Origin of the sequence: Neorhizobium phenanthreniclasticum (genome assembly GCF_040066075.1) — a bacterium.
Classification (GTDB): Bacteria; Pseudomonadota; Alphaproteobacteria; order Rhizobiales; family Rhizobiaceae; genus Neorhizobium; species Neorhizobium petrolearium.
On record NZ_JBEAAL010000015.1, the window covers coordinates 1 to 12415 of the forward strand.

Below are 12415 nucleotides of genomic sequence, written 5' to 3' on the forward strand. Positions count from 1 at the left end.
CCTCCATCTTCTGCGACTGCCTCAGCTCTTCCTCGATCTTGTGGCGGCTGGTGAGGTCGCGGATGAAGCCGGTGAAGATGCGCTTGCCATTGGTGATCGCCTCGCCCACCGCAAGCTCCATGGGAAAGACGGAACCGTCTTTCCGCTGTCCTATGACGACGCGGCCATAACCGATGATGCGGCGCTCGCCTGTCCGAATATACCGGGCAAGATAGTTGTCGTGCACCTCTTTGGCTGACGCTGGCATCAGCAGGTTAACGGAGCGCCCGACAACCTCCTCAGAGGAATATCCGAACAGCCGCTCCGCTGCGGCGCTGAAAGACGTGATGATGCCGGTTTCGTCAATGACGACCATCGCCTCGGGAACCGTATCCAGGATCGACCGCAGATGCGCCTCCCGTCCGGCAAGATCGTTCTGGACCCTTTTCATATCCGTGATGTCGTTGTTCGTCTGGATGATGATCGCTGCTCCATCGCGCGCCGAATTGACGGCCACCCACCGGGTTGCCACGAATATTGGATGACCGTCCTTATGGTGATGAACGACCTCTCCCTCCCATACATGGTGGGTTTGGATATGCCGGCGGATTTCATCGAGCGGAAGTGGAAATTGCGCTGCAAGCAAGTCGTAGACTACCTTGCCGATGGCTTCGCTCCTCTGCCAGCCATAAAGCTGCTCGCAGCCACCTGTCCATCGGCTGATGACACCATCCAACCCATGGACGATCAGATTTGCGTCATTGAGCACATTCGCGACTGAGTCAAAAAGATTCTCACTGGTCGCGACGATGGCCGTATTCCCGCTCATGGTGGATCCGTGATTGATGCTCGTCAGTGGTGCCGGCGATCCCCTTGAACCATCAGGTCACGATGCATTTCCGGACATTCGCTGTCATCGCCGGCGAGTTGGGCAAGCATTCCGGGCTTTTCGATCTTGATGAAATGGCGGGCAGCGGGATTCACGACATTGACGACCCCCTTGCCGATGAGCTTGGTGATGGTGCGGGACACCGTCTCGATCGTGAGACCCAGATAGTCGGCCATGTCCTGGCGCGTCATCGGCAGTTCGAGAGTAGTGTCGCGATTGCCCGCGGCTATTGTGCGCTGCAGGAGCTTGAGGAGAAAAGTGCAAAGCCGCTCTTCTGCCGTCTTGCTCGACAGAAGCACCAATTGATCCTGTACCGCAGCCATCTCGTCACAGACACGAGAGAAAATCTCGGGGCGCAAGTCATCCGAATCCGAGACTGCCTCATCAAAAGTTTTGCGGGCGATCCGACGGATTTTGGTCGGAGTGATCGCTTCGGCGCTGTAGAGATACCGTTCTTTCAGGGAAACACCGACAATGTCACCCGCGTAGAGGAAGCCTGTGATGACCCGTCGGCCGTCCGACAGAATCCGAAAGATCCGGAGCGTACCTTCGACAACTTCGAAAACGTGTTTCGCTTCATCACCTTCGAAGAAAAGCGACTGGCCTACCGCCAGATGTTCGATCGGCTGCCTGGAAAAGAGCCCATGCAGGCTTTCGGCCTCCTTGAAGAGAGCTGCCTTCGCCACCTGGTGAGCATTCGCATAGCTGCTGAGAAACACTGTTTTCGCCTCCGTTCTTTCTACGGAGGATTTGACCTTTTCAAGTAACACGCGGATGCGAGGCGTGTGAAAAATGGTTCGATTTGGTAACAGTCTGTAACAAACGGGTCTACGAAACGCGCCAGCGGATCAGACGTGGCCGGTAATGAGCTTCCGCAGATAATCCTGCCGGGCAGCGGCCCGCAATTCGACGCACAGCGCATTGCAGCCCAGAAGGGTGGAACCTTCGTGAAACGGAGCACTCTTTCCTGACGCAATGCCGTGGCTAATCGGGGATCAGCAGACATTGGCGATCTGCCGTCGAAAGGCCCGCAAGGGCGAGATCGCGGATTTCATCTGCATCCCTTCCCTGCAACGGGACAGGACCTGCCGGCAATCCCCGTGCCGCTGGCCTGCCGATGGCAACGGGAAGCAGGGCGAGTTCTTCGCAGGTGCCGTCATCCGCCAAGGTCAGCCGGATCGCGGCGCTGCGCCAGACGTCGACGCCCCTTTCGTCATAGGTTGCGGAGCGTCGGGTGTGAAAGACGAAATTGCCGAGGCCGGGGATAATCGCCTTGCCGCGGTGGAAAGTGACCGGCTGCATGACAGGCGCTCCCGTGCCGAGGATCACGTCGGCGCCGTCTTCGATCAGGCCCCGGCAGAGATCGGTGAACCAGTCCGGCGGTTTCTTCCAATCCGAATCCCAGTGATGGCCGTGGATCGCCACCGCCACGAGATGCCCGGCAGCCTTGGCGGTGTTCATGCCTGAAACAAGCCGCTGCATATCGTCTTCGTTGGCCGACCAGAGAGCGGCAATCGCCTGGCCCGAAACCACAGACGTGCCGAAAACTTCGAGGTCCGTACCTCTCCAGGTTTCATAACCGACAGCGGCGCGGGCGGCGGCGCGCTTGTCGTCCCCAAGTGCCCCGACGATCTGCCGGAGCGTTTCAAACTCCGTCGGTGACACGCTGACGGTGCGTTTCATCCGAAGCGGCGCGATGCCGGCGCGATCGGCCGCTGCATAATTGATATCCGGCTGCGGGCCGAGATCGACGGAGAAGATCGCCAGCGACTTCCCTTGCTTCGGCACGATGGCCGGTGCAGCGGCCTCGTCGATATTCGCTCCGCTGCCGGCGAGTTCCAGCCCAGCCTGCCCCGCCATAGCCCGCGTCGCGGCGATGCCCGGCGGGCCGAGATCGAAGGCGTGGTTGTTGGCATGCGTCAACGCATGAAAGCCAAGTTCTCGCACGGAGGTGAGCGCGTCCGGCGACGCGAGATGCAATGTCTTCGTCTTGGTCGGCCAGGCGCCTGACGTCTCGACCGTCGCCTCCAGATTGGCAAAGGTGGCGTCCGCCTTCAGGAAGTCCCTGACCTTGCGCTGCCCCTCGCCCGTGAGATCGAGCCGGCCGTGGATGAGGATTTGGCCGGTGACGGCAATGGTAATCGACATGGCTACTTCGCGAAGGGTTTCAGCGCCATCATCGCTTCACCGCGGACGATCGGCAAGCGGATCGCCGATGGCCGCGCGGCGTCACAAAACACGGAATTGCGAGCGATCTGCGTTGTGCGCCCCCGGCCTTCCGGCGCGTAGGTATTCGGGTTGACATCGTATTTCGGGAAATTGGACGAGGAAATGTCGAGCCGGATGCGATGGCCCTGGGCGAAAAGATTAGCCGTCGCGAAAGGCTCTATCGTCACCTTGAAAACCTCGCCCGCGACGATCGCCTCCGGTTTTTCCCAGGATTTTCGGTAGCGGCAGCGGATAATCCCGTCGGTGATGTTGAGCGCATAACCGGTCGGATAGTCCACGCTCGGTGGATAGACGTCGACAAGTTTCGCGGTGAAATCCGTATCCGGCGCATCCGAGGAGACGTATAGCTCGACGATGATCGGGCCGACGACGGCGACGTCCTCTGCCAAGACCTCGGTCTCGAAGGAGAGCACGTCGGCCCGGGCAGAAAGAGGCAGTCCTGGGTGCTTCGAGCCGTAGAACTTCTCGCCTTCGCGCTGGTCGAAGCCGCCACCCTCGAAGATCGGCTGGCCGCTGGTCAGAGAGCCCCCGATGGTCGGCACGGGATTCTTCGGATCGTAGTCATAGACGAAAGGCCCGGTATCGGCTTTCGGCTCGTCGGTAGAAAGCGAGCTATTCTGGTGAATGTAGAAATTGCGATATTCCGTTCCCGGCAGGGGCCAGTCGGCCGCTTCGATCCAGCGTCCGCCGTGATCCAGATGACCGTCCTCGTTGCGGATACCCGAGCCGCCGCCCATGACGAAGGTGCGCACTGCCGGTTCTTGCGACACGCCGTTTTCCACGCCCTTCAGCCATCGGTCGAACCAATTGCGGCGGAAGGCGAGCCAGCTTTCGACAACATTTCCTCCAAGCGGCGCGGCCGCACCGAAGGAGGTGTCACCAGCGAAGGTCGTGTTGCGGTTGCCGTGCAGCCACGGCCCCATGATGAGCTGAAGCGGCCTGCTCTTCTTGCCGGAAAGGCCGCGAAAATTGTCGAGCGTCGATCTGACATAAGCGTCGTACCAGCTCGACATCAGGACGATCGGCACCTCGGGGAAGGTATCGTAGAAGCCTTCCATATAGAGGCCGACGCGGCGCCAGCTCTCATCGAACGTGCCGCTGCGCCACTGGTCAAGCAGATAGCTTTCATATTCCGGCATCCAGCGGACCGGAGAAACGCCTTCGCTCCAGGGCATGACGCTGAACCAGGCCTTGATATCTTCTGCTTCGATGGCGGCACGAGCCAACTCATCGCCCTCGCCGATCGCCTGATTATAGGCCCATGTCGCCTGCTTGAGTTCGAAGGCGCCGCCCTGGCGGATGCCGCACTGATAAGCATTCGAAAAGCCGCCTGAGTCCATCACCATACAGGCAAGGCCAGGCGGGTTGAGGCAGGCGAGCGCGGCCTGCGTATGCGCCGCATAGGAAAGCCCCATCGTGCCGAACCGGCCGTTCGACCAAGGCTGCTCAACCAACCAGCGGGCGGTATCGTAACCATCGGCGGCTTCGGAGATGTATTTGCTGAATTCGCCTTCGGAATTATAGCGGCCGCGGCAATCCTGATAAACGACGGTGTAACCGGCGCGGACGAAATAGGAGGCAACCTCGTGGCGCTTCATCGGCGTGGACATGCCCACTTCGATTTCGGATCGGGAGCGTTCCGTCTTGCCGTAAGGGGTGCGTTCCAGGATCGCCGGCAGCCGGGCCTCGATCACTTTGCCGTCCTTGGCCGGCTGGTAGATGTCGGTTGCAAGCCTGATACCGTCTCGCATCGTCACCATCACATCGCGTTCGACGACCACGTCGTCGGCTATCACCTCGCGGCGCGATGCCGTCAGGGTATCCATGTCCGTATCCTCAAAAATTGGCAGGAAAGACCCGAACCGGCTCGCTACATCCCGACGCCGGCCCGGGAATGCCGCGCGCCGGGAGAACCAGCACGACGGCCTATCGCTTGCATTGCGGCCTACTCGGCGAGCCCCGCGAGCGTCGCGCTCGTGTCTTCCGTCATGTTGGCAATGTAGGAGAGATTCGCCTTGCCGGCCCAGTGGACCTTTTGCCAGTAGAGCGGAATGACTGGGACATCGGCAAAGACGGCCTTGGTCGCCTTCTGCAGCAATTCCACGCGTTTCTTCGCATCGAACTCGGCAGTTGCCGTGCGCATCATCTCATCGAAGGCCGAATTGCTGTATTTGACGCGATTGAACGAGCCGGTGCCGGCTTCCTTGTTCGCCGTCATCAGCAGGTTGCGCAGTCCCGTTGCGGATGTCGGCGTCGAGTTGCCGAGCGAGAAGATGAAGGCCGAAAATTCGCCTGCGGAGGCACCCTTGGTATAGACATTGTAGGGCTGCGCCACGACACCATTCACTTTGAGCCCGCCACGGGCGAACATCTGGCCGAGCGCCTGAGCGACCTCCGCATCGCCGGGGAAGCGGTCATTCGAGGTGTGGATGGTGATGCCGAAACCGTCCTTGTAGCCCGCTTCCGCCAGCAGCTTCTTCGCATTGTCGGCATTGAATGCCGGTGCGGCAATCGAGGGATCATTGCCCGCGACGCCGGTGGGCACGAGCTGGCCTGCCGGCTCGGCAGAGCCGTCCAGGATGCGGTCGATGATGAGCCGACGGTTGATCAGCTCAGAGAGTGCGGTGCGGACCTTCACGTCCTTCAGCGGGTTCTTGTCGAGCGGTTTGCCATCCTTGTCGGTGATGAAGGGACTTTTGTCGCGGGCGCTGTCAAGCGCAAGGTAGATCATGCGGGCAGAGGCAATCGAAAAGACCTTGAGGCCGGAAATGCCTTCAATTGTCTTCACATCGCCCGGCGGCACGGCGTCGATCAGGTCGACAGCGCCGGAGCGAAGTGCCGCGACGCGCGACGCGTCGTTCGAGATGAACTTGATCGTGACATTGTCGAAATCTTGTTTCTTGCCCCAGAAATCGTCATTGCGGGTCAGAACCAGGTTGTCGCCCGGCGTCCAAGACTTGAACCTGTAGGCGCCCGTGCCGATCGCCGCCTTGCCGCTGTTGAAGTCCTCGATGGAAGCCCCCTCCGCGACCTTCTTCTCGACGATGTAGACGAAACCGATCTGTTCCATGAAGTCCGGTGTCGGCTTCTTGGTCTTGAACTCGATCGTCAGATTGTCCAGTGCCTTCATGCTGTCGATCGAGGCCACGTTGCCGGAAAACGGCGCCGGGCTGTTCGGAATGTCCTTGGCGCGGGTCAGCGAGAAGATTACGTCCTCGGCCGTCAGCGGGTTGCCGTCATGGAACTTGACGCCTTCGCGCAGCTTCACATGCCAGGTGAGAGGATCGATGTTTGTCCAGGAGACCGCCAGCGCCGGCTCAACGTTGATCGCCGCGTCCGTTTGTACCAGACGGTCAAAGATCTGCATGGCAATGTTCTGATTGTTGCCGGTGCGTGAGAACTGCGGGTCGATCGCCGACGGTTCGGTGGCGCTGCCGAGTACCAGGTCGGCGGCCTGCGCCGAGTTCAGTGCGATGACGGTGGCAGCAACCCCCGCCAGCAGGAATTTCATCGGTTTCATAAGTCTGTTCCCTTCCTTTTTAGATGGCCGGTTCGGCCGTTACATTTTTCGTTTCGCTCGCAGTCAGGTCGTTCAGGTGGCAGGCGCTGACATGACCGACCGCATTCTGTTTCAGGACCGGCCGCTCCACACGGCAGCGGTCGAACGCCTTCGGACAGCGGGGATGGAAATGGCATCCCGGCGGCGGATGAAGCGGTGACGGGATTTCCCCCTTGATCGGCGTGAAAATGCGGTGGCGGTCGGCAACCGTCGGCAGCTCGCGAATGAGGGCCTGGGTGTAGGGATGTTTCGGATCATCAAAGAGTTCGTCGGGCGTGGCGCTTTCCACGACGCGGCCGAGATACATGACGACCACCCGGTCGCAGATATGCTTCACTACGCCGAGATCGTGGCTGATAAAGAGGTAGGTCAGACCGAACTCCCGCTTCAGGTCCATGAAGAGGTTGAGGATCTGCGCCTGGATGGAGACATCGAGGGCTGAGACGGATTCGTCGCAGACCAGCAGTTTGGGTTTCACCGCAAGCGCCCGGGCGATGCCGATGCGCTGCCGCTGGCCACCGGAGAACTGATGCGGATAACGATCGAGATAGGAAGCGTCGAGGCCGACGCGTTCGGCGAGCGAGGCGACATAATCGCGAACCTCGAGAACCTTGACGATGCCGTGTACCCGTGGCGCCTCACCGATCAGGTCGATCACTCGCTTCCTCGGATTGAGCGTCGACATCGGGTCCTGGAAGATCATCTGCGCGGAAAGCCGCATCAAGCGCTTTTCCTCGCCTTCCAGCGAAGTCAGCGGCTTGCCATTCCATCGCACCTCGCCGCCGCTTGCGGGCATGATGCCGGCCATGACCCGACCGAGCGTCGACTTTCCGCAACCTGATTCGCCGACGAGACCGACCACCTCGCCCGGATGAACGGCGAGATTGACGCTATCGACCGCATGTACGGTCTTTTCTTCCAGGCCCGCACCGAAGAGATTGGCGATCTTCTCCGCATAGTCGAGTTTTCGCGAAAAGCGTCGGGTGACGTCGATGGCTTCCACAAGCGGGGTCATCATGCGGCGCTCCGGAAATGGGGATGGAAGCAACGGAATTCGCGGCCGGCAGCGACCTCCAGCATAGGCTCGGTAGCGCAGATTTCGGTGGCGCGAGCGCAGCGGTCGCGGAAGGCGCAGCCGGAAGGGCGCGACAAAGGCGACGGCGCGAAACCGGGGATCGGACGAAGAGGCTCGCCGCGCGGAACGGCAGCCGGAACAGCGCTGAGCAGCCCGGACGTATATGGATGACGCGGCTCGGTCAGCACGCCGTCCACCTGGCCAGCCTCGACGATCTTGCCCGCATACATGACCATGACCCGGTCCGCCAAAGCAGCAACCACGCCGAGATCGTGGCTGATCCAGATCAGCGCCATACCGAACTCGGCGGCGAGTCGCTTGATTTCGAAGAGGATCTGCGACTGGATCGTCACGTCGAGCGCCGTCGTGGGTTCATCCGCAATGATCAGGTCCGGCCGGTGCAGGAGCGCAATGGCAATCGCCACGCGCTGGCGCATGCCGCCAGAGAACTGGTGCGGATAGGCATCGAGCCGCTCCTCCGGAGAGGGAATGCCCACAAGGCCGAGCGCATCGCGCGACCGGGCGCGGGCTTCTGCGCGCGAGACCCGGTCATGCGCCTGCACGGTCTCGATCATCTGGGTGGCGACCGAGAGAACCGGGTTCAGCGTCATCATCGGATCCTGGAAGATCATCGCGATGCGTTTACCCCGGATCGTCCGCATGGCGGCGGGCGACAGCTTCAACAAATCCTCGCCTTTGAACAGGATCTGCCCGGAAACGACGCGGCCGGGCGGATCAACGAGGCCGAGGACCGAAAAGCCGGTGATCGACTTGCCGGAGCCGGATTCGCCGACCAAACCGACAATTTCCCTCTGGCCAACCGCGAAGCTCACGTCATCGACAGCCTTCAGCACGCCGCGACGGGTCATGAAATGGGTGGAAAGGTTCTTGACTTCAAGAATTGGTGTCATCGTGCTCACCTTTCGCCCAGTCTCGGGTTCAGCACCTCGCGGAGGCGGTCGCCGACCATGTTGATCGAGAAAACGAGCACGAGCAGCAACAAGCCGGGGTAGACGCTGATCCAGTATTCGCCGGACATCAGAAGCTGGTAGCCGTTGGCGATCAGCAGGCCGAGCGAGGGTTCAGTGATCGGCAGGCCGATGCCGAGGAAGGAGAGCGTCGCCTCCGCCGAGATGGCATGCGCGACCTGCAGCGTGCCGATGACGATCAGCGGTGGAAGACAGTTCGGCAGGAGATGGCCGATCAGGATGCGCGGCGTCGAAATTCCAAGCGTTACCGCCGCCTCGACATAGTCCTTGTTCTTCTCGACCAGCGCCGCACTCCTGACGGCGCGGGCGAAGGTCGCCCATTGCACCAGGATCAGTGCGAAGATGACCTTCCAGAGTCCCTGCCCCAGCAGAGCAAGAAGCATCAGAGCGACGAGGATGGTCGGGAAACCGAGCATCAGGTCGACGATGCGCATGATCAGCGCATCAATGCGGCCGCCGAAATAGGCGGCGATCAGGCCGAGCACTGTGCCCACCACCAACGCGACGACGCCGGAGAACACCCCGACGCCGAGGCTGGTCCGCAGGCCATAGATCATCGCCGAGAACATGTCGCGACCCTGGCCGTCGGTGCCGAGCCAATAAATAAGACCGTCCATGCTTTCCGAGCCCGGCGGCAGCTTGGAATCGAGAATGTCGAGGACCGCGAGATCGTAGGGGTCCTGGGGAGTCAGATAGGGGCCGACGATCGCGGCGAAGAGAAGGATGATGCAGACAATCGCGGCAATAACGACTTTGGGGCTCTCTGCAATGCCCATGACGAGACGGCCGAATAGAGTATCGTCACGGAATGAAGAAACGCGCGCATTCATTGGGCATCTCCCAGCCGGACGCGCGGATCGACCAGCGAATAGAGGATGTCGACCACGAAGTTGATGAAAATGAACAGGCTGACGATGACCAGCAGATAGGCAACCACGACCGGGCGGTCGAGCCGCATGATCGAGTCGATCAGCAGCTTTCCGATGCCAGGCCAGGCGAAGATCGTTTCGGTCACGACCGCAAAGGCCAGCATGCTGCCGAGTTCGAGGCCGACCACCGTGATCAGCGGAATCAGGATGTTCTTGAAGACGTGGACGAAGACGATGCGCTTTTCGGACAGGCCCTTGGCCCGGGCGAATTTGACGAAATCAAGCGGCATGGTTTCACGAACGCCGGTGCGGGTGAGGCGGATCACCAGCGAGAGCTTGAAGAGCGACAGGTTGATCGCCGGCAATACAAGATGAGCGAGACCATCCAGCGTGAAGAGGCCGGACCGGATGCCGAGGAATTCTCCCATCTGGCCGCGTCCGGTGGACGGCAGCCAGCCGAGCCAAACGGAAAAGATCATGATCAGCATCATGCCCTGCCAGAAACTTGGCAGCGAAAAGCCGAAGATCGAGCCGGTCATGATCGCTTCATCGGTGGCGCTATTCGGCTTCAGGCCGGAGAGAAGGCCGAGCGGAATGCCAAGGACCAGCGCGAAAACGAGGCCGGTCAGCGTCAGCTCCAGTGTTGCCGGCAGGCGTTCGAAGATCAGGCTGATCGAGGGACGGTTGAAGACGAAGGAACGGCCCAGGTCGCCGTGCAACGCATTCCAGGCAAAGGTCAGGAATTGCTGCCAGAGCGGCTTGTCGAGGCCGAGCGATGTGATGACCTGCGCGCGTTCGGCGGGGCTTGCATCCGGCGAAATCAGCATCTCGATCGGATCGCCGATCGCATAAATGCCGATGAAGACGATAATAGCCGTTACGAGCAGGACAGCGATACTCTGCAGGAAGCGACGGATGACGAAGACTGTCATGACGTGCGCTCCCGCTGATCCATCCCGGTGGGACAGAGAATTTTCATGGAGAGTGTTCCCCTGTTCTATTTGTTGAAAATGACGATAACGGCGCGCGAAAGATGCGCAATATTATGATTGGAATGCATGAACCTATGCGTTTTGTGCGCGGAAACCTGTTTCGGTCTTCGCTTGTCTTCGTTGCAGCGTTACCTCTAAGATCGCGCCATGAACTTCAAGCAGCTCGAAATCTTCAAGACAATCATGGATACCGGCTCGACCATGGCGGCAGCCGCTCAGCTTGGCCTGTCGCAGTCGGCAATCAGCCGCCAGCTCGCTTCGCTTGAAGAGCAGATCGGGCGGGAACTTTTCCTGCGCGACAAAGGTCGGCTCGTTCCGCGGCCCGAGGCGCATCTCCTTGTCGGTGAAGTGGATGACGTGGCCCAGAGCGTCGCGCGGCTCAGGATCAAGATCGGCGACGTCCGGACCGGCGCCTTCGGCGAGGCGCTCGTGCGCGTCGCCTTCCCGCACAGCCTGTCGACCACCATGCTGCCACCCATCGTCGCCCGCTTCAAATCAGACCATCCACGTGTAACCGTAGAGATCCTGAGCGGGCCTTATGACGCAATCGAACGGATGGTCCGCAACCGGGTCGCCGACCTTGGCTTCGTCCGCTTGCCGCCGGAGGAACATTCGTTCGATGCCCGGCCGCTCTTTGTGAGCGGCACGACCTGTGTCATGCCGGCCGGCCATCCGCTCGCAGCAAAGCAGACGATCGACGTCAACGACCTCGCCCGCAACGACCTGATCCTGCTCGGCCGGCAGCGCGTCAACCGCAATGAGCTGGAGCATGAGCTGCGCCGGATGGTGCCGACCTATCGCTGCAGCCTGGAGGTCCATTCGGTCGAAACCGCATGCGCCTGTGCCGCACAAGGGCTCGGAATCGCGATCGTGCCCTCCCTCATCGCCGAGTTCTTCCGCAGCGACGCGATCGCCATGCGGCCTTTCCTGCCCGACAAGGTCTCCGATTACGGGATCATCACCATGCCAGGGGCGCCGCTGTCATGGACCGCCGAGGCCTTCATCAACATCATCAAGACAAATGCAACCGAAACGGCGCCTTGAATATCTCAGACCGGTCATCAGGTCAGTGCAAGCGCATCCTTGAGGCCCAGGCCCTGCTTGAGCTGGAGATCGAGATCGGCCTCGATGTGATCGATGTGATGGATCATGAGCTGGGTGGCCCCTCGGCCATCGCCTTTTTCAAGCGCGTCGAGAATGGCGGAATGTTCCGCATGCCCACAGCTCGACACACCGGAACGCCCGTATAGCGCGATCACAAGCGAGGAGCGCGCGACGAGCTCATCCATGAATTTCTGCAGGATGAGATTGCCCGCGACGGAGGCCAGCATGAGGTGGAAGTCGCCCGACGCCTTGATCTCGGCACGGCGGGCGGCAGGGCCGCGCTCGTTCATATAGCGCTCTTCTTCCTCAAGCTGACGGCGGAACTGTTCGATATCGGCAGGCGTGATGCGCTCAACAGCCGCCGCTACGATTCCCGGCTCGATCAACCGGCGGGAGGCGAAGATCTGTTTGGCCTCTTCCGGGGAGGGATTGGAAACGAACGCGCCGCGATTGCGCTCGGTTTTCACCAGCCCCTCGAACGCGAGCATCTGAAGCGCTGCACGCGCCACGGTGCGGCTGACATCGAAGAGCGAACCCACTTCGCTTTCGGAAAGCTTGGTTCCCGGCGTGAGCCGCCGATCGATGATCGCATTGCGCAATGCTTCGCGGATCGCCAGCGAGCGGTCCTCGGGCGATGTCTCGGTGAAGGTGATCTTCTCGTTGATATTCATGTCGTGATCCGATGCGGCCCCTTTGTAACGCGAGCGGTCGCAAAATGCCAAGAGGATTG

At 60.7% G+C, this 12415-nt stretch carries 11 protein-coding genes; 1 reads left to right on the forward strand and 10 read right to left on the reverse strand.

Annotation, left to right across the window (positions count from 1 at the left end):
* The 9 genes from ABK249_RS18525 to ABK249_RS18565 all read right to left on the reverse strand — a co-directional run.
* Positions 1–808: PAS domain-containing protein (locus ABK249_RS18525; protein ID WP_348863600.1), on the reverse strand; the 808-nt coding region annotated here is incomplete at its 3' end.
* A gap of 23 nt (positions 809–831) precedes the next feature.
* A complete protein-coding gene (locus ABK249_RS18530; protein ID WP_348863601.1) occupies positions 832–1587 on the reverse strand; it encodes a helix-turn-helix domain-containing protein in 756 nt (251 codons plus the stop codon).
* A 265-nt stretch (positions 1588–1852) separates the two neighbouring features.
* Positions 1853–3016 carry a CapA family protein gene (locus ABK249_RS18535; protein WP_348863602.1) on the reverse strand — a complete coding sequence of 388 codons (1164 nt, stop codon included), beginning with the start codon at positions 3014–3016 and terminating at the stop codon, positions 1853–1855.
* A gap of 2 nt (positions 3017–3018) precedes the next feature.
* A complete protein-coding gene (locus ABK249_RS18540) occupies positions 3019–4923 on the reverse strand; it encodes a CocE/NonD family hydrolase (protein ID WP_052182896.1) in 1905 nt (634 codons plus the stop codon).
* 119 nt (positions 4924–5042) lie between these two features.
* Entirely contained in the window at positions 5043–6617 is a 1575-nt protein-coding gene (locus ABK249_RS18545; RefSeq protein WP_348863603.1) for an ABC transporter substrate-binding protein, read from the reverse strand.
* A 19-nt stretch (positions 6618–6636) separates the two neighbouring features.
* Positions 6637–7671, reverse strand: a complete 1035-nt coding sequence (locus ABK249_RS18550; protein ID WP_348863702.1) for an ABC transporter ATP-binding protein — start codon at positions 7669–7671, stop codon at positions 6637–6639.
* On the reverse strand, positions 7671–8642 hold the full coding sequence (locus tag ABK249_RS18555; RefSeq protein ID WP_037152254.1) for an ABC transporter ATP-binding protein: 972 nt from the start codon (positions 8640–8642) through the stop codon (positions 7671–7673). Before ABK249_RS18555 ends, ABK249_RS18550 begins: the two co-directional genes overlap by 1 nt.
* Positions 8643–8647: 5 nt before the next feature.
* Positions 8648–9550, reverse strand: a complete 903-nt coding sequence (locus tag ABK249_RS18560) for an ABC transporter permease (protein ID WP_348863604.1) — start codon at positions 9548–9550, stop codon at positions 8648–8650.
* Positions 9547–10521: an ABC transporter permease gene (locus tag ABK249_RS18565; RefSeq protein ID WP_348863605.1), complete on the reverse strand. Its 975-nt coding sequence runs from the start codon at positions 10519–10521 to the stop codon at positions 9547–9549. The genes ABK249_RS18560 and ABK249_RS18565 overlap by 4 nt, the downstream gene beginning before the upstream one ends.
* 207 nt (positions 10522–10728) lie before the next feature.
* Here ABK249_RS18565 and ABK249_RS18570 point away from each other — a divergent pair, with 207 nt between their 5' ends.
* Positions 10729–11625 carry a LysR family transcriptional regulator gene (locus ABK249_RS18570; protein WP_348863606.1) on the forward strand — a complete coding sequence of 299 codons (897 nt, stop codon included), beginning with the start codon at positions 10729–10731 and terminating at the stop codon, positions 11623–11625.
* Between the two features lie 17 nt (positions 11626–11642).
* On the opposite strand, the gene ABK249_RS18575 is transcribed toward ABK249_RS18570, so the two are convergent.
* Positions 11643–12356, reverse strand: coding sequence for a GntR family transcriptional regulator (locus ABK249_RS18575; protein WP_348863607.1), 714 nt, complete (start codon positions 12354–12356; stop codon positions 11643–11645).
* Positions 12357–12415 lie beyond the last annotated feature (59 nt).